Genomic DNA, 15,922 nt, shown 5'->3' with positions numbered 1-15,922 from the left:
GGCGGACGGCGTTCCCGTCGGGGTTTTCCCGTTCGACGCCCGGCTGCCCTATACTTCGCCGCCTTGTCTGTTCGTTTAGGTAAACCGGTTTGAGCCTTATCGACTCCGAGCGGCGCGTGCTGTCGGGCATGCGCCCCAGCGGCCGTCTACACCTCGGGCACTACCATGGCGTGCTGAAAAACTGGGTCAAGCTGCAGCACGAGTACGACTGCTTCTTCTGCATCGTCGACTGGCATGCGCTGACCACCGACTATGCCGAGGTCGGCCAGCTGTCGCAGCACGTCATGGACATGGCGGTGGACTGGCTGGCAGCGGGCGTCAGCCCCAGCTCGGCGACCCTGTTCATCCAGTCGCAGGTGCCCGAGCACGCCGAGCTGCATCTGCTGCTGTCGATGATCTGCCCGCTGAGCTGGCTGGAACGGGTGCCGTCCTACAAGGAGCAGCAGGAGCGCCAGGCCGGCAAGGACCTGTCCACCTACGGCTTTCTCGGTTACCCGCTGCTGCAGGCGGCGGACATCCTGCTGTACCGCGCCGGCCTGGTGCCGGTGGGCGCCGATCAGCTGCCGCATATCGAGTTCGCCCGCGAAGTGGCGCGGCGCTTCAACCACCTGTACGGCAGCGAGCCGGATTTCGAACTCAAGGCCGAGGCCGCCATCGGCAAGCTCGGCAAGAAGGCCGGCAAGCTCTACAGCAGCCTGCGCAAGGCCTACCAGGAGCAGGGCGACGGCGAGGCGCTGGAGACCGCGCGGGCGCTGCTCAAGGAGCAGAGCAACATCACCCTGGGCGATCAGGAACGTCTGTTCGGCTACCTGGAAGGCAGCGCCAAGGTGATCCTCGCCGAACCCCAACCGCTACTCGCCGAGCTTGCGCGCATCCCCGGACTGGACGGGCAGAAGATGGCCAAGTCCAGCGGCAACGCGATCTTCCTGCGCGACGGCGACGCCGAGATCGAGGAAAAACTGCGGCGCATGCCCACCGACCCGGCACGGGTGCACCGCGACGATCCGGGCGAGCCGCAGCGCTGCCCGGTGTGGCCGCTGCACCAGCTGTATTCCAGCGACGAGCAGCTGCATTGGGTGGTCAATGGCTGCCGCAGCGCCGCCATCGGCTGCCTGGACTGCAAGGGCGCGCTGTGCACGGCGCTGCAGGGCGAGCTGGCGCCGCTGCAGCAGCGCGCCATCGATTACGAGGACAGCCCCGACCTGGTGCGCAGCATTCTCGCCGAGGGTGCCGAGCGCGCCCGCGACGAGGCCCGCGACACCCTGGCCGAGGTGCGCCTGGCCATGGGCCTGAAGTACCGATGAACGAGCCGCAGCCGATGAGCGAATCCCTCGACAGTCAGGCCGGCGCGCAGCAGGAACTGCCCTTCGCCCTGGTCTACGGCGAGGCGGTCACCGAGCTGCCGCTGGACCTGTACATCCCGCCGGACGCCCTGGAGGTGTTTCTCGAAGCCTTCGAGGGGCCGCTGGACCTGCTGCTGTACCTGATCCGCAAGCAGAACATCGACATTCTCGACATCCCGGTGGCGGAAATCACCCGCCAGTACATGGGCTACGTCGAGCTGATGCACAGCGTGCGCCTGGAGCTGGCCGCCGAGTACCTGGTGATGGCCGCCATGCTCGCCGAGATCAAGTCGCGCATGCTGCTGCCGCGCTCGAGCGAGGCCGAGGAGGAAGAGGACGATCCGCGCGCCGAGCTGATCCGCCGGCTGCAGGAGTACGAGCGCTTCAAGGCCGCCGCCGAGGGCCTCGACGAGCTGCCGCGGGTCGGCCGCGACGTCGTCGTGCCGCGCCTGGACGCCCCCGAGGCGCGCGCGCGCAAGCTGCTGCCGGAGGTCAGCCTGGAAGAGCTGCTGCTATCGATGGCCGAGGTGCTGCACCGCGCCGACATGTTCGAGAGTCACCAGATCACCCGCGAGGCGCTGTCCACCCGCGAGCGCATGAGCGAGGTGCTCGAACGCCTCAAGGGCGGCGCTTTCGTGCCCTTCGTCGAGCTGTTCGCCGCCGAGGAAGGGCGCCTGGGGGTGGTGGTGACCTTTATGGCGGTGCTCGAATTGATCAAGGAATCCCTGGTCGAGCTGGTGCAGAATGAGCCCTTCGCCGCCATCCACGTCCGAGCCCGAGCCGAATGAACCTGACCGACCCTCGCGAACTGGCCCAGTTGCTCGAAGCCTTTCTGCTGGCTTCCGGCAAGCCGCAGTCCCTGGAGCGCCTGTACGAGCTGTTCGAGGAGGGCGAGCGACCGGAGCCGGCGCAGTTCAAGGCGGCGCTGGAGCTGTTGCGCGATTCCTGCGAGGGGCGCGCCTTCGAGCTCAAGGAGGTGGCCTCGGGCTACCGCCTGCAGGTGCGCGAGCGTTTCGCCCCCTGGGTCGGCCGGCTGTGGGAGGAGCGCCCGCAACGCTACTCGCGCGCGCTGCTGGAAACCCTGGCGCTGATCGCCTACCGCCAGCCCATCACCCGCGGCGAGATCGAGGACGTGCGCGGCGTGGCGGTCAACAGCAACATCACCAAGACCCTGCTCGAGCGCGAGTGGATTCGCGTGGTCGGCTACCGCGACGTGCCCGGGCGCCCGGCGATGTTCGCCACCACCAAGGGCTTTCTCGACCACTTCAACCTGAAAAGCCTCGACGAGCTGCCACCGCTGGCCGCCCTGCGCGAGCTGGAGCCGGAGCCCGAGCTGGCCTTGGACGACGACGCCGAGGTGCCGGCAGGGCTGCAGGCGCGCGCCGACCTGGCGCTGCAGGAAGGCGGCGAGCCCGTCGAGCCGCGCGAGGAAACCAGCTTCCGCAGCTTGCTGGCCGAGCTGGACACCATGGAGCAGGGGCTGAAGACCGATTTCGACGACCTGCGCCTGGCCGAAGACGACGAGCAGGGCGACGAGCGTATGGCCGACCTGGATGCCGACGAGTCGTTGCATTGACTCCGTTTAAGGGCGGCATGCAATTCTTCAATCCCGCCTAGGCGCCGGCTGTCCTTATCCTTGCCCGCATTCGATCAATGCCCGCAAGGTGGCCGTCATGAGCAAGAGTCCCTGCATCAAGGTTTGCGAATTCGAGCAGGATATCTGCCTGGGCTGCGGTCGCAGCCGCCAGGAAATCAAGGGCTGGAAGCGCCTGGACAAGGCCGAACGGCGGGCACTGTTGGCCGAAGCCGACATGCGCCTGTTGGCGCTGCAGGCGACCGGCCGGCGCAAGTGCTAACTCTCGGCTACCCTAAGAGTCCTGCCGCGCGTATGATTCGCGCCCCTTCGATCATCCGCTACTACACCGGGAGGTGCCCAAGATGACAGAGCACGAACAACCGCGTCCTGCAGGCGAGAAACTGCAGAAAGTCCTGGCCCGTCTGGGCCTGGCCTCGCGTCGCGAGATCGAGACCTGGATCGGCGAAGGCCGGGTCAAGGTCAATGGCGCCACCGCCAGCCTCGGCCAGCGCGTTGACAGCCATGACGCCATTGCCCTCGACGGCCGCCTGCTCAAGCGCGAAGAGATCGCCGGCTCGGTGCGCCGCGTGCTGATCTACAACAAGCCGGACGGCGAAATCTGTACCCGCGACGACCCGGAAGGCCGGCCCACCGTGTTCGACCGTCTGCCGCGGCCGAAGGAGGGGCGCTGGATCAATATCGGCCGCCTCGACATAAACACCACCGGCCTGCTGCTGTTCACCACCGATGGCGAGCTGGCCAACCGCCTGATGCACCCCTCCTACCAGATGGACCGCGAGTACGCCGTGCGCGTGCGCGGCGAAGTCACCGAGGAGATGCTGGAGAACCTCAAGCGCGGCGTCATGCTTGAGGATGGCCCGGCCAAGTTCACCGACATCAAGGAAGCGCCCGGCGGCGAGGGCTTCAACCACTGGTACCACTGCGTGGTGATGGAAGGCCGTAACCGCGAGGTACGCCGTCTGTGGGAGTCCCAGGGGCTGGTGGTCAGTCGCCTGAAGCGGGTGCGCTTCGGTCCGGTGTTCCTCACCTCCGAGCTGACCATGGGCCGCTGGCGCGAGATGGAGCAGCGCGAGGTGGACATCCTCAGCGCCGAGGTCGGCCTGACCCCGCAGGCGCTGCCGGCGATGAAGGAGAAGATGCGCGACAAGCTCGACCGTCTGCAGCGCAAGTCGGTCAAGCCGGTGGAACCGCGGGCCAAGCGCGTGCTGCGTCCGGCGGCGGACGAGGCGACCGGCGAGGGCGCTCGTCCGGCCCGTGCGCCGCGCTCGCAGGGTGGCGAGCAACGTCCGCCGCGCGCGCCACGTAAGGACGGCGGCGAGCGTCGCGAGGGCGGGCGCGGTACGCCGGTGGCCGAGCGACCGAGCGACGTGAAGAAGCGCCAGCCGCGCCCGGCGGTGGAGCTGGCCGAGCGTCCCGCGCGCAAACCGCGCCCGGCCGCGCCGAGCAAGCGTCCGCCGGCCGGCGACGGCCAGCGCCCGGGCTTCGGCCGCAAGCGCTAAGCGCCATCCCGAAAAAAGGGGCCTCCGTATGGGGCCCCTTTTTTTGTCCTGCCATCCGTGGTTGTCACCCTTGGGGCTACGAACCTGCAGCTTGCCGCGGCCTTTATCCCGCCATGGTCAGGCGATTGCGTCCCTCGCGCTTGGCGATATACAGGGCGCCGTCGGCGCGGCGCAGCAGGCTCTCGCTGGACTCGCCCGGCAGCAGGCTGGCGCAGCCGAGGCTGATCGACACCTCGATCGGCCGGCCGCCGTCCAGGCACTGCAGCGCCAGCACGGCGTAGCGCAGGCGCTCGCCGACCAGCGCCGCGGCCTCGCGGCAGGTGTTGGAGAGCACCACGAGAAACTCCTCGCCGCCGTAGCGGAACACCATGTCGATATTGCGCAGCTGGTTCTTCAGGGTCTGCGCCACGGCCTTGAGTACCTCGTCGCCGAGAGCGTGGCCGTGGCTGTCGTTGATCTGCTTGAAGTGGTCGATGTCCAGCATCAGCAGCGACAGCGGCTGCAGGTTGCGCCGGGCCAGGTCCACCTCGCGCTGCAGGACCTGATCCATGGCGATGCGGTTGCCGGTGTCGGTCAGCGGGTCGCGCAGCGCGCTCTGCAGCGCGGTGCGGTAGAGCAGGGCGTTGCGCAGCGGAAACAGCAGACAGGCCAGCAGCGATTCCAGCTGCGCCAGTTCGTCGTCGGCGAAGCGCAGCTTGCGGCGGAAGATCAGCTCGCCCAGGTATTCGCCCTCGTGGCTCAGACGGTAGCCGGCCGAGTGCGGCGCCCGATCGCCCAGCTCCAGGCGCAGGTCATGCGAGGGATGCTGAAAGGCCAGGGCATCGAGCGGCACCAGGCGCTGCACTTCGCGGAAGAACAGGTTGACGATGCGCTCGGCGTCCAGGCTGGTCTGCAGCTGCAGGCCCAGCTGCTGGCGCAGCTCGGCCAGGCTGGCGGGTTTGAGTGGCAGGTTGCGGCTGCCGGTGAAGCCCAAACGCTGCAGCTTGGCGGCGTCGAAATCGATGGTGTTGGTTTGGCTGGGGGGAACCATTGAGCTGAACCTCTGGCGCTATAGAGCGACGACGAGAGGGTTAGAGCGAATTTCATGCCAGCTGGTTCAAACTCAGTGAAAGCTCTGTGAATTCAGTCACTTATATCTCTAAGAAGGTGGCCAATGGCCGGCTTTTGCCGGTTGTCCGGCGGGGAGGTGGCAATCTGATGCCGCTTGCGCCGGCGGGCGGCGGATTTCTGTCGCGGCGTAACCCGGCGGCGGGCGCCGGGTCTGCCTTGGCTTTACTGGGCGTCGAAGGCCTGGCCGTTGACGCCGCTGCTGTCCGGGCCCATCAGGTAGAGGTAGACCGGCATGATCTCCTCCGGCAGCGGACGGCTGGCCGGGTTCTCGCCCGGATAGGCCTGTGCGCGCATGGCGGTGCGGGTGGCGCCGGGGTTGACGCTGTTGGCGCGCACGTTGCCGATGCCGTCCAGTTCGTCGGCCATCACCTGCATCAGGCCCTCGGTGGCGAACTTGGATACCGCGTAGGCGCCCCAGTAGGCGCGGCCCTTGCGCCCGACGCTACTGGAGGTGAACAGCACCGAGGCGTCGTCCGACAGCTTGAGCAGCGGCAGCAGGGTGCTGCTGAGCATGAACATGGCGTTGACGTTGACGTGCATCACGCGCATGAAGTTGTCGCCGGAGAGCTGCTCCAGCGGCGTGCGCGGGCCGAGGATCGAGGCGTTGTGCAGCAGGCCGTCGAGGCGGCCGAATTCGTTCTCGATCATCACCGCCAGTTCGTCGTACTGGTGCGGCAGGGCGGTTTCCAGGTTGAAGGGAATCACCACCGGCTGCGGATGACCGGCGGCCTCGATCTCGTCGTAGACCTGGCTGAGGTTGGCTTCGGTCTTGCCCAGCAGCAGCACGGTGGCGCCATGGGCGGCGAAGCTCTTGGCCGCCGCCGCGCCGATGCCGCGACCGGCGCCGGTGACCAGGATCACCCGGTCCTTGAGCAGGTTGGGGCGGGCTTGATAGTCGAGCATGGATCGAATCTCGTGATGGCGTAGGTTGGGTTGAGCGCAGCGCAGCCCAACGAGTCAGCAGCTGCAGAGCGCGCGGTCGAGCACGGCGCGCAGCTCCAGTGGGTGGTCGACGACCACGTCGGCGCCCCAGTGGCGCGGGTTGTCGTCGGGGTGGATATAGCCGTAGGTGACCGCCGCGGTCTTGCAGCCGGCGGCGCGGCCGGACTCGATGTCGCGCGCGTCGTCGCCGATGAACAGCACTTCGCCGGGCTGCACGCCGAGCTGTTCGCAGGCCAGCAGCAGCATGTCCGGCGCCGGCTTGCTCTGTTCGACGTGATCCGGGCAGACCAGCACGGCCGAGCGCTGGGCCAGGCCCAGGCGCTGCATGATCGGCTCGGCGTAGCGCAGCGGCTTGTTGGTGGCCACGCCCCACAGCAGGCGCGCCTGCTCGATGTCGCCGAGCAGGGCGTCGATGCCGTCGAACGGGCGGGTCAGCACCGCGCAGTGCTCCTGGTAGCGTTCGAGGAATTCCTGGCGCAGGGCCTCGAAGGCGGCCGAGTCCGGGTCGTCGGCGAAGGCGCAGGCGACCATGGCGCGGGCGCCGCCGGAGACCTGGTCGCGAATCGCCTTGTCCGCCAGCGGCGGCAGGCCGCGGGCGGCGCGCATGGCTTGGGTGATGGCGATGAAGTCCGGCGCCGAGTCGAGCAGGGTGCCGTCCATGTCGAAGAGAACCGCGCGCAGGCGCATCAGGCCTCCTTCAGGGTCTGGATCATGTAGTTGACGTCGACGTCGGCTTCCAGCTTGTAGTGCTTGGTCAGCGGGTTGTAGGTCAGGCCGACGATATCCTTGACCTCCAGGCCGGCGGCGCGGCTCCAGGCGCCCAGCTCGGAGGGGCGGATGAATTTCTTGAAATCGTGGGTGCCGCGCGGCAGCAGGCGCAGCAGGTACTCGGCACCGATCACCGCGAACAGGTAGGCCTTGGGGTTGCGGTTGATGGTGGAGAAGAACACCTGGCCGCCGGGCTTGACCAGCTTGTGGCAGGCGCGGATCACCGAGGACGGGTCGGGCACGTGTTCGAGCATCTCCAGGCAGGTGACCACGTCGAACTGGCCGGGCAGTTCCTCGGCCAGGGCTTCGGCGGTGCTCTGCCGGTACTCCACCTCGACGCCGGACTCCAGCTGGTGCAGCTGGGCCACCGACAGTGGCGCCTCGCCCATGTCGATGCCCATCACCGTGGCGCCGCGCTGGGCCATGGCCTCGCTGAGAATGCCGCCGCCGCAGCCGACGTCGAGCACGCGCTTGCCGGCCAGGCCGACGCGTTCGTCGATCCAGTTGACCCGCAGCGGGTTGATGTCGTGCAGGGGTTTGAACTCGCTCTGAAGGTCCCACCAGCGATGGGCCAGGGCCTCGAATTTGGCGATTTCGGCGCGGTCGACGTTGCTCATAAGCATCTCTATTCAAAGCATGGAAAGCGTATCGCCGTCATGTTGCCAGTTTCGGCTCCGGCATGGGACGGCTCGGGGTCGTTCAATGTATGTCAGTTTGTCGCAGTCGTATCGGCGTTGTGGCCTGGGCGGATCGCTATTTCCCGGATTTCATCCGGGCTACCGCTTGGCGATCCGCTCGCCCCAGGCACTGGCCCGGGCGATCAGCTCGTCTTCGTCCATGCGCGTCAGGCGGCCATCGTCCAGCAGCTGCTTGCCGCCGACCCAGAGGTGCTTGGCGCAGTCGCGGCCGCTGGCGTAGATCAGTTGCGACACGGGGTCGTAGATCGGCTGTTGGGCCAGGCCCGAGAGATCGAAGGCGACCAGGTCGGCGAGCTTGCCGACTTCCAGTGAGCCGATCTGGGTGTCCAGGCCGAGCGCGCGGGCGCCGTTCAGGGTGGCCATGCGCAGCGCGGCATGGGCGTTCAAGGCGGTGGCCGAGCCGGCCACGGCCTTGGCCAGCAGCGCGGCGGTGCGGGTCTCGCCGAGCAGGTCGAGGTCGTTGTTGCTCGCCGCGCCGTCGGTGCCGATGGCGACGTTGACACCGGCCTGCCACAGGCGCTCGACCGGGCAGAAGCCGCTGGCCAGCTTGAGGTTGGATTCCGGGCAGTGGATCACGCTGCAGTTGTGCTCCACCAGCAGCGCCAGGTCGGCGTCGTCGATCTGGGTCATGTGCACGGCCTGGAAGCGCGGGCCGAGCAGGCCGAGGCGGGCCAGGCGCGCCAGCGGCCGTTCGCCGCGCTGGGCCAGGGCCTCGGTCACTTCCTGGGCGGTCTCGTGCACGTGCATATGGATGCCGGCGTCCAGCTCGTCGGCCAGCACGCGGATCTGCTCGAGCTTGTCGTCGCTCACCGTGTAGGGCGCGTGCGGGCCGAAGGCGATGCGGATGCGCGGGTGCTGCTTGAGGTCGTCGAACAGCTGCAGGCCCTTGCGCAGCGCCTCGGCGGCATTCAGGGCGCCGGGAATCGGGAAGTCCAGCACGGGAATGGTGATCTGCGCGCGCATGCCGGCCGCGTGCACGCGCTCGGCGGCGACCTGCGGGTAGAAGTACATGTCGGAGAAACAGCTGATGCCGCTCTTGAGCTGCTCGGCAATGGCCAGGTCGGTGCCGTCGCGGACGAAGGCCTCGTCGACCCACTTGGCCTCGGCCGGCCAGATGTGTTCGTGCAGCCAGGTCATCAGCGGCAGGTCGTCGGCGATACCGCGCAGCAGGCTCATGGCGGCGTGGCCGTGGGCGTTGACCAGGCCGGGGGCGAGCAGGCAGCCCGGCAGTTCGCGCACCTCGCGGGCGGGCTGGCGCAGGGCCTCGGCGTGCGGCGCGAGCAGGGCGATGCGGCCGTCGCGGATGCCCAGGGCATGCTCGCGCAGCACCACGCCGGCCGGCTCCACGGGCACCAGCCAGGTGGGCAGGAGCAGCAGGTCGAGAGGGGCGTCGGGCATGGTCGGCGGTCCGCTTGGCGTGAAGGTTGCGTGTGAAGGCCGCCAGTGTATAGAGGAACATCCGGCGCTTGAAGTCGAAGGCCGGCGCGGCCCGGCTGGATTCTTCGGTCGGCAGCTGCTTGTCTGCGTATAATCCGCGATTTTTTGGCGGCGAAGGGCGAGGTGTGCGATGCGCGAGCAATTGCTGGCGGCGGAGAAGGTTCAGGCAATCGACTGGCGCGACGGCGCCCTGTACCTGCTCGATCAGCGTCGCTTGCCGCAGCGCCAGACCTGGCTGCGCTTCGATTCGGCGGCGGCGGTGGCCGAGGCGATCGGCGGCATGGTGGTGCGCGGTGCGCCGGCCATCGGCATCGCCGCCGCCTATGGCCTGGTGCTGGCGGCGCGCGCGCGGCTGCAGGCCGGCGGCGACTGGCGCGCGGCGCTGGAGGCCGACTTCGCCCGGCTTGGCGAGTCGCGGCCGACCGCGGTCAACCTGTCCTGGGCGCTGCAGCGCATGCGCGAGCGGCTGCAGCGGATTCGCAACGACGAGGACGCGCTGGGCCAGCTCGAGGCCGAAGCCGTCGCCATCCACGCCAGCGACCGCGAAGCCAACCTGACCATGGCCCAGCTGGGCATGGAGCTGATTCGCAAGCACCAAGGCAATCCGCAGGTGCTGCTGACCCACTGCAACGCCGGCGCCCTGGCCACCGGCGGTTTCGGCACCGCACTGGGAGTGATCCGCGCGGCCCACCTGGAGGGCCTGGTCGAGCACGTGCATGTCGACGAGACTCGGCCCTGGCTGCAGGGCGCGCGCCTGACCGCCTGGGAGCTGGCCGGCGACGGCGTGCCGGTGAGCCTGAACGCCGACGCCGCGGCGGCGCACCTGATGAAGACCAAGGGCATCAGTTGGGTGATAGTCGGTGCCGACCGCATCACCGCCAACGGCGACGTGGCCAACAAGATCGGCACCTACCAGCTGGCGGTCAACGCCATGCATCATGGCGTGCGCTTCATGGTGGTGGCGCCCAGCTCGACCATCGACATGGCGCTGGAAAGCGGCGAGGACATCGTTCTGGAGGAGCGTGGCGGTGCCGAACTGCTGGAGGTCGCCGGGCAGCGGGTGGCGGCTGATGTGCCGGTGGTCAATCCGGTGTTCGACGTGACGCCGGCCGATCTGATCGACTACATCGTGACCGAGAAAGGCGTGGTCGAGCGCCCGGACAGCGCCAAGATGGCCCAGTTGATGTGTCGCAAGCGCCTGCACTGACGGCGGGCTGGCGCGCCGGTCGCGGGGTAGGTGCGCGGCACGCTTTGTGGTAATCTCCGGCAGTTTTCAAGGGGGCTGGCTACAGCCGCCTTCACTGCATCGAATCGTGGCATAACTCGTTGATTTGTCGTGAGTCGCTGATGGCCTGAGGCCATGGCGACGTACTCCATGGCGTTCAGGAAGAATGACGCGGAGTTTCACCAGAAAAAGGAACCAGGCTTCTCATGGGCGAACTGGCCAAAGAAATTCTCCCGGTCAATATCGAAGACGAGCTGAAACAGTCCTACCTCGACTACGCGATGAGCGTGATCGTCGGGCGTGCGCTGCCGGACGCGCGCGACGGCTTGAAGCCGGTGCATCGTCGCGTGCTGTTCGCCATGAGCGAGCTGGGCAACGACTGGAACAAGCCGTACAAGAAGTCCGCCCGTGTGGTCGGTGACGTGATCGGTAAGTACCACCCGCACGGCGACACCGCCGTGTACGACACCATCGTGCGCATGGCCCAGGACTTCTCCCTGCGCTACATGCTGGTGGACGGCCAGGGCAACTTCGGTTCGGTGGACGGCGACAACGCCGCGGCCATGCGTTACACCGAGGTGCGCATGGCCAAGCTGGCGCACGAGCTGCTGGCCGACCTGGACAAGGAAACCGTCGACTGGGTGCCCAACTACGACGGCACCGAACAGATTCCGGCGGTGATGCCGACCAAGGTGCCGAACCTGCTGGTCAATGGCTCGAGCGGTATCGCCGTGGGCATGGCCACCAACATCCCGCCGCACAACCTCGGCGAAGTGATCGACGGCTGCCTGGCGCTGATCGACAACGCCGAGCTGACCGTCGACGACCTGATGCAGTACATCCCCGGTCCCGACTTTCCCACCGCCGGCATCATCAATGGCCGCGCCGGTATCATCGAGGCCTATCGCACCGGCCGCGGGCGCATCTATATCCGTGCCCGCGTCGAGGTCGAGGACATCGACAAGGTCGGCGGTCGCCAGCAGCTGGTCATCACCGAGCTGCCGTACCAGCTGAACAAGGCGCGGCTGATCGAGAAGATCGCCGAGCTGGTCAAAGAGAAGAAGATCGAAGGCATCACCGAGCTGCGCGACGAGTCCGACAAGGACGGCATGCGCGTGGTGATCGAGCTGCGTCGTGGCGAAGTGCCGGACGTGGTGCTGAACAACCTGTACGCCCAGACCCAGATGCAGAGCGTGTTCGGCATCAACGTCGTGGCCCTGGTCGACGGCCAGCCGAAGACGCTGAACCTCAAGGACATGCTCGAGGTGTTCGTCCGTCATCGCCGCGAAGTGGTGACCCGGCGTACCGTCTACGAGCTGCGCAAGGCGCGCGAGCGCGGTCATATCCTCGAAGGTCAGGCGGTCGCCCTGTCCAACATCGACCCGGTGATCGAGCTGATCAAGGCCTCGCCGACCCCGGCCGAGGCCAAGGAACGCCTGATCGCCACCGCCTGGGAATCGTCCGCGGTGGAGGCCATGGTCGAGCGCGCCGGCGCCGACTCCTGCCGCCCGGAAGGCCTGGATGCGCAATACGGCCTGCGCGACGGCAAGTACTACCTGTCGCCGGAGCAGGCCCAGGCCATCCTCGAGCTGCGCCTGCACCGCCTGACCGGTCTGGAACACGAGAAGCTGCTGGCCGAGTACCAGGAAATCCTCGCCCTGATCGGCGAGCTGATCCACATCCTGACCAGCCCCGAGCGCCTGATGGAAGTGATCCGCGAGGAGCTGGAGAAGGTCAAGGCCGAGTTCGGCGACGCCCGCCGTACCGAGATCGTCGCCTCGCGCATGGACCTGACCATCGCCGACCTGATCACCGAGGAAGAGCGCGTGGTCACCATCTCCCACGGCGGCTACGCCAAGAGCCAGCCGCTGGCCGCCTACGAGGCGCAGCGCCGCGGCGGCAAGGGCAAGTCGGCCACCGGGGTGAAGGACGAGGACTACGTCGAACACCTGCTGGTCGCCAACAGCCACGCCACCCTGCTGCTGTTCTCCAGCAAGGGCAAGGTCTACTGGCTGCGCACCTTCGAGATTCCCGAGGCGTCGCGCACCGCGCGCGGTCGTCCGCTGGTCAACCTGTTGCCGCTGGACGAAGGCGAGCGCATCACCGCGATGCTGCAGATCGACCTGGAAGCCCTGCAGCAGAGCGCCGGCGCCGACGAAGACCTGGACGACGAAGGCGTGCTGATCGAAGGCGAAGTGGTCGAGGCCGAAGCGCCTGCCGCCGAGCCGGCCGAAGACGGCGAGACCGAACTGGCCAACGACGAGCCGACCGGCGCCTACATCTTTATGGCCACCGCCTTCGGTACCGTGAAGAAGACCCCGCTGGTGCAGTTCAGCCGTCCGCGCAGCGCCGGCCTGATCGCGCTGAAGCTGGAGGAGGGCGACACCCTGATCGCCGCGGCCATCACCGACGGCGCCAAGGAAGTCATGCTGTTCTCCGACGGCGGCAAGGTCATCCGCTTCCAGGAAAAACACGTGCGCATCATGGGCCGTATCTCCCGTGGCGTGCGCGGCATGCGCCTGCCGGAAGGCCAGCGCCTGATCTCCATGCTGATCCCTGAGGCCGGCGCGCAGATCCTCACCGCCTCCGAGCGCGGCTACGGCAAGCGTACCCACCTGGGCGACTTCCCCCGTCGCGGTCGCGGCGGCCAGGGCGTGATCGCCATGGTCAGCAACGAGCGTAACGGCAAACTGGTCGGCGCCATCCAGGTGCAGGACGGCGAGGAAATCATGCTGATCTCCGACCAGGGCACCCTGGTGCGTACCCGCGTCGACGAGGTCTCCAGCTCCGGCCGCAACACCCAGGGCGTGACCCTGATCAAGCTGGCCAAGGACGAGACCCTGGTCGGCCTGGAGCGGGTGCAGGAACCGACCGTGGTCGAGGACGAGGAGCTGGTCGAAGGCGAAGAGGGCGCCGAAGTCGCTGAATCCGCCGAGGCGCCGGTCGCCGACGCCGAGGACGGCAGCGAGGAGTGAAGTCGGGCTCCGTGGGAGGGGCTTTAGCCGCGAGTGTCGCCGCTAAAGCGCCTCCCACAAGCACGACATGACAGTTTGGACATGCCATCGCCTGGTGGTGGCGTTCTGTGAATCTGAGAGAGACAGACGTGAGCAAGCGAGCTTTTAACTTCTGCGCCGGCCCGGCCGCGCTGCCGACCGCCGTACTGCAACGCGCCCAGGCCGAGATGCTCGACTGGCAGGGCAAGGGCCTGTCGGTGATGGAGATGAGCCACCGCAGCGACGAGTACGTGGCCATCGCCAGCCAGGCCGAACAGGACCTGCGCGACCTGCTCGCCGTGCCCAACGACTACAAGGTGCTGTTCCTCCAGGGCGGCGCCAGCCAGCAGTTCGCCGAGATTCCGCTCAACCTGCTGCCGGAAGACGGCGTGGCCGATTACGTCGAGACCGGCATCTGGTCGAAGAAGGCCATCGAGGAAGCCAAACGCTACGGGCGCATCAACGTCGCCGCCAGCGCCAAGGCGCACGACTACTTCGCCATCCCCGGGCAGAACGACTGGCAGCTGTCCAAGGGCGCGGCCTACCTGCACTACTGCAGCAACGAGACCATCGGCGGCCTGCAGTTCGACTGGGTGCCGCAGACCGGCGACACCCCGCTGGTGGCGGACATGTCCTCGGACATCCTCTCGCGCCCGCTCGACGTCTCGCAGTTCGGTCTGATCTACGCCGGCGCGCAGAAGAACATCGGCCCCAGCGGCCTGGTGGTGGTGATAGTGCGCGAGGACCTGCTCGGCCGCGCCCGCTCCAGCTGCCCGACCATGCTCGACTACAAGGTTTCGGCCGACAACGGCTCGATGTACAACACCCCGGCCACCTATTCCTGGTACCTGTCCGGCCTGGTGTTCCAGTGGCTCAAGGAGCAGGGCGGCGTCGAGGCCATGGAGCGCATCAACCGCGCCAAGAAGGACCTGCTGTACAAGGCCATCGACGGCAGCGATTTCTACAGCAACCCCATCGCCCACAACGCCCGTTCCTGGATGAACGTGCCGTTCCGCCTGGCCGACGAGAAGCTGGACAAGGTCTTTCTCGCCGGCGCCGACGCGCGCGGCCTGCTCAATCTCAAGGGCCACCGCTCGGTAGGCGGCATGCGTGCCTCCATCTACAACGCGGTCGGCATGGATGCGGTCGAGGCGCTGGTGGCCTACATGGCCGAGTTCGAGAAGGAGCATGGCTAATGACGGATGTAATCTCGGAACAAGAGCTGCAGGCCCTGCGCCTGCGCATCGACAACCTCGACGAACGCATCCTCGAGCTGATCAGCGACCGAGCGCGCTGCGCCGAAGAAGTGGCGCGGGTGAAGATGAAGGAGCTCAAGGAAGGCGAGTCGCCGGTGTTCTACCGCCCCGAGCGCGAGGCCCAGGTGCTCAAGCGCATCATGGAGCGCAACCAGGGCCCGCTGGGTAACGAGGAAATGGCGCGGCTGTTCCGCGAGATCATGTCCTCCTGCCTGGCCCTGGAGAACCCGCTGAAAGTCGCCTATCTCGGTCCCGAAGGCACCTTCAGCCAGGCCGCGGCGATGAAGCACTTCGGTCACGCGGTGATCAGCGTGCCGATGGCGGCCATCGACGAGGTGTTCCGCGAAGTGGCCGCCGGCGCGGTGAACTTCGGCGTGGTGCCGGTGGAGAACTCCACCGAGGGTGCGATCAACCACACCCTCGACAGCTTCCTCGAGCACGACATGGTGATCTGCGGCGAAGTCGAGCTGCGCATCCACCATCACCTGCTGGTCGGTGAAACCACCAAGACCGACAAGATCACCCGTATCTATTCCCACGCCCAGTCCCTGGCACAGTGCCGCAAGTGGCTGGATGCGCACTACCCGAACGTCGAGCGCGTGGCGGTCTCCAGCAACGCCGACGCCGCCAAACGGGTCAAGAGCGAGTGGAATTCTGCTGCGATTGCTGGCGATATGGCGGCCAACCTCTATGGCCTGACCAAACTGGCCGAGAAGATCGAGGACCGCCCGGACAACTCCACGCGCTTTCTCATCATCGGTAGCCAGGAAGTGCCGCCGACCGGCGACGACAAGACCTCGATCATCGTCTCCATGCGCAACAAGCCGGGCGCGCTGCACGAGTTGCTGGTGCCGTTCCACAACAACGGCATCGACCTGACCCGCATCGAGACCCGGCCGTCGCGCAGCGGCAAGTGGACCTACGTGTTCTTCATCGACTTCGTCGGCCACCACCGCGACCCGCTGATCAAGGACGTGCTGGAGAAGATCGGCCAGGAGGCCGTGGCGCTCAAGGTGCTGGGTTCCTATCCGAAGGCGGTACTCTAAACAGCAGC

Annotated in this window: 14 protein-coding genes; 9 read left to right on the top strand and 5 right to left on the bottom strand. The window is 67.3% G+C overall.

The features are described from left to right. Window positions 1-89: 89 nt before the first annotated feature. From ACIGKL_RS21765 to rluB, 5 genes are all read left to right on the top strand, one after another. Window positions 90-1,304 (top strand): tryptophan--tRNA ligase, encoded by a 1,215-nt coding sequence (locus tag ACIGKL_RS21765; RefSeq protein ID WP_397488508.1) that lies wholly within the window; start codon window positions 90-92, stop codon window positions 1,302-1,304. A 128-nt stretch (window positions 1,305-1,432) separates the two neighbouring features. After that, window positions 1,433-2,131: a segregation and condensation protein A gene (locus ACIGKL_RS21760; RefSeq protein WP_397488546.1), complete on the top strand. Its 699-nt coding sequence runs from the start codon at window positions 1,433-1,435 to the stop codon at window positions 2,129-2,131. After that, window positions 2,128-2,919 (top strand): SMC-Scp complex subunit ScpB, encoded by a 792-nt coding sequence (gene scpB / locus ACIGKL_RS21755; RefSeq protein ID WP_397488507.1) that lies wholly within the window; start codon window positions 2,128-2,130, stop codon window positions 2,917-2,919. The genes ACIGKL_RS21760 and scpB overlap by 4 nt, the downstream gene beginning before the upstream one ends. A gap of 97 nt (window positions 2,920-3,016) precedes the next feature. Continuing rightward, window positions 3,017-3,199: a DUF1289 domain-containing protein gene (locus tag ACIGKL_RS21750; RefSeq protein ID WP_397488506.1), complete on the top strand. Its 183-nt coding sequence runs from the start codon at window positions 3,017-3,019 to the stop codon at window positions 3,197-3,199. Window positions 3,200-3,281: 82 nt separating this feature from the next. Then, window positions 3,282-4,439 (top strand): 23S rRNA pseudouridine(2605) synthase RluB, encoded by a 1,158-nt coding sequence (rluB, locus tag ACIGKL_RS21745; protein ID WP_397488505.1) that lies wholly within the window; start codon window positions 3,282-3,284, stop codon window positions 4,437-4,439. Window positions 4,440-4,542: 103 nt separating this feature from the next. On the opposite strand, the gene ACIGKL_RS21740 is transcribed toward rluB, so the two are convergent. The 5 genes from ACIGKL_RS21740 to ACIGKL_RS21720 form a co-directional block, all read right to left on the bottom strand. Next, window positions 4,543-5,469 carry a GGDEF domain-containing protein gene (locus tag ACIGKL_RS21740; protein ID WP_397488504.1) on the bottom strand — a complete coding sequence of 309 codons (927 nt, stop codon included), beginning with the start codon at window positions 5,467-5,469 and terminating at the stop codon, window positions 4,543-4,545. A 242-nt stretch (window positions 5,470-5,711) separates the two neighbouring features. After that, entirely contained in the window at window positions 5,712-6,452 is a 741-nt protein-coding gene (locus ACIGKL_RS21735) for a YciK family oxidoreductase (protein ID WP_397488503.1), read from the bottom strand. Window positions 6,453-6,506: 54 nt separating this feature from the next. Further along, window positions 6,507-7,178 carry an N-acetylmuramic acid 6-phosphate phosphatase MupP gene (mupP, locus tag ACIGKL_RS21730; RefSeq protein ID WP_122108513.1) on the bottom strand — a complete coding sequence of 224 codons (672 nt, stop codon included), beginning with the start codon at window positions 7,176-7,178 and terminating at the stop codon, window positions 6,507-6,509. Then, window positions 7,178-7,876 (bottom strand): bifunctional 2-polyprenyl-6-hydroxyphenol methylase/3-demethylubiquinol 3-O-methyltransferase UbiG, encoded by a 699-nt coding sequence (gene ubiG, locus ACIGKL_RS21725; RefSeq protein ID WP_122108512.1) that lies wholly within the window; start codon window positions 7,874-7,876, stop codon window positions 7,178-7,180. Before ubiG ends, mupP begins: the two co-directional genes overlap by 1 nt. Window positions 7,877-8,035: 159 nt before the next feature. After that, window positions 8,036-9,355: a TRZ/ATZ family hydrolase gene (locus ACIGKL_RS21720; RefSeq protein WP_397488502.1), complete on the bottom strand. Its 1,320-nt coding sequence runs from the start codon at window positions 9,353-9,355 to the stop codon at window positions 8,036-8,038. Window positions 9,356-9,524: 169 nt separating this feature from the next. Between ACIGKL_RS21720 and mtnA the strand changes: the two genes are divergently transcribed. The 4 genes from mtnA (at window position 9,525) to pheA (ending at window position 15,914) form a co-directional block, all read left to right on the top strand. Next, on the top strand, window positions 9,525-10,601 hold the full coding sequence (gene mtnA / locus ACIGKL_RS21715; protein ID WP_397488501.1) for an S-methyl-5-thioribose-1-phosphate isomerase: 1,077 nt from the start codon (window positions 9,525-9,527) through the stop codon (window positions 10,599-10,601). A gap of 224 nt (window positions 10,602-10,825) precedes the next feature. Further along, window positions 10,826-13,594 carry a DNA gyrase subunit A gene (gene gyrA / locus ACIGKL_RS21710; protein ID WP_397488500.1) on the top strand — a complete coding sequence of 923 codons (2,769 nt, stop codon included), beginning with the start codon at window positions 10,826-10,828 and terminating at the stop codon, window positions 13,592-13,594. Between the two features lie 128 nt (window positions 13,595-13,722). Beyond that, complete coding sequence (gene serC / locus ACIGKL_RS21705) at window positions 13,723-14,808, top strand: 3-phosphoserine/phosphohydroxythreonine transaminase (protein ID WP_397488499.1); 1,086 nt, start codon at window positions 13,723-13,725, stop codon at window positions 14,806-14,808. Further along, the gene (pheA, locus tag ACIGKL_RS21700) at window positions 14,808-15,914 is read left to right on the top strand and encodes a prephenate dehydratase (protein ID WP_397488498.1); all 1,107 of its coding nucleotides are present in this window, start codon (window positions 14,808-14,810) and stop codon (window positions 15,912-15,914) included. Before serC ends, pheA begins: the two co-directional genes overlap by 1 nt. Window positions 15,915-15,922: the final 8 nt, after the last annotated feature.

The organism is Pseudomonas sp. NPDC077186, from assembly GCF_044543505.1.
Classification (GTDB): Bacteria; Pseudomonadota; Gammaproteobacteria; order Pseudomonadales; family Pseudomonadaceae; genus Aquipseudomonas.
This window is presented reverse-complemented; position numbering and strand designations above follow the sequence as displayed.

Excerpts from the sequence above, each read along its gene's own strand:
- scpB (WP_397488507.1), top strand. The coding sequence starts at position 2,128 with ATGAACCTGACCGACCCTCGCGAACTGGCCCAGTTGCTCGAAGCCTTT.
- ACIGKL_RS21750 (WP_397488506.1), top strand. The coding sequence starts at position 3,017 with ATGAGCAAGAGTCCCTGCATCAAGGTTTGCGAATTCGAGCAGGATATC.
- rluB (WP_397488505.1), top strand. The coding sequence starts at position 3,282 with ATGACAGAGCACGAACAACCGCGTCCTGCAGGCGAGAAACTGCAGAAA.
- ACIGKL_RS21740 (WP_397488504.1), bottom strand. The coding sequence starts at position 5,469 with ATGGTTCCCCCCAGCCAAACCAACACCATCGATTTCGACGCCGCCAAG.
- ACIGKL_RS21735 (WP_397488503.1), bottom strand. The coding sequence starts at position 6,452 with ATGCTCGACTATCAAGCCCGCCCCAACCTGCTCAAGGACCGGGTGATC.
- mupP (WP_122108513.1), bottom strand. The coding sequence starts at position 7,178 with ATGCGCCTGCGCGCGGTTCTCTTCGACATGGACGGCACCCTGCTCGAC.
- ubiG (WP_122108512.1), bottom strand. The coding sequence starts at position 7,876 with ATGAGCAACGTCGACCGCGCCGAAATCGCCAAATTCGAGGCCCTGGCC.
- ACIGKL_RS21720 (WP_397488502.1), bottom strand. The coding sequence starts at position 9,355 with ATGCCCGACGCCCCTCTCGACCTGCTGCTCCTGCCCACCTGGCTGGTG.
- mtnA (WP_397488501.1), top strand. The coding sequence starts at position 9,525 with ATGCGCGAGCAATTGCTGGCGGCGGAGAAGGTTCAGGCAATCGACTGG.
- gyrA (WP_397488500.1), top strand. The coding sequence starts at position 10,826 with ATGGGCGAACTGGCCAAAGAAATTCTCCCGGTCAATATCGAAGACGAG.
- pheA (WP_397488498.1), top strand. The coding sequence starts at position 14,808 with ATGACGGATGTAATCTCGGAACAAGAGCTGCAGGCCCTGCGCCTGCGC.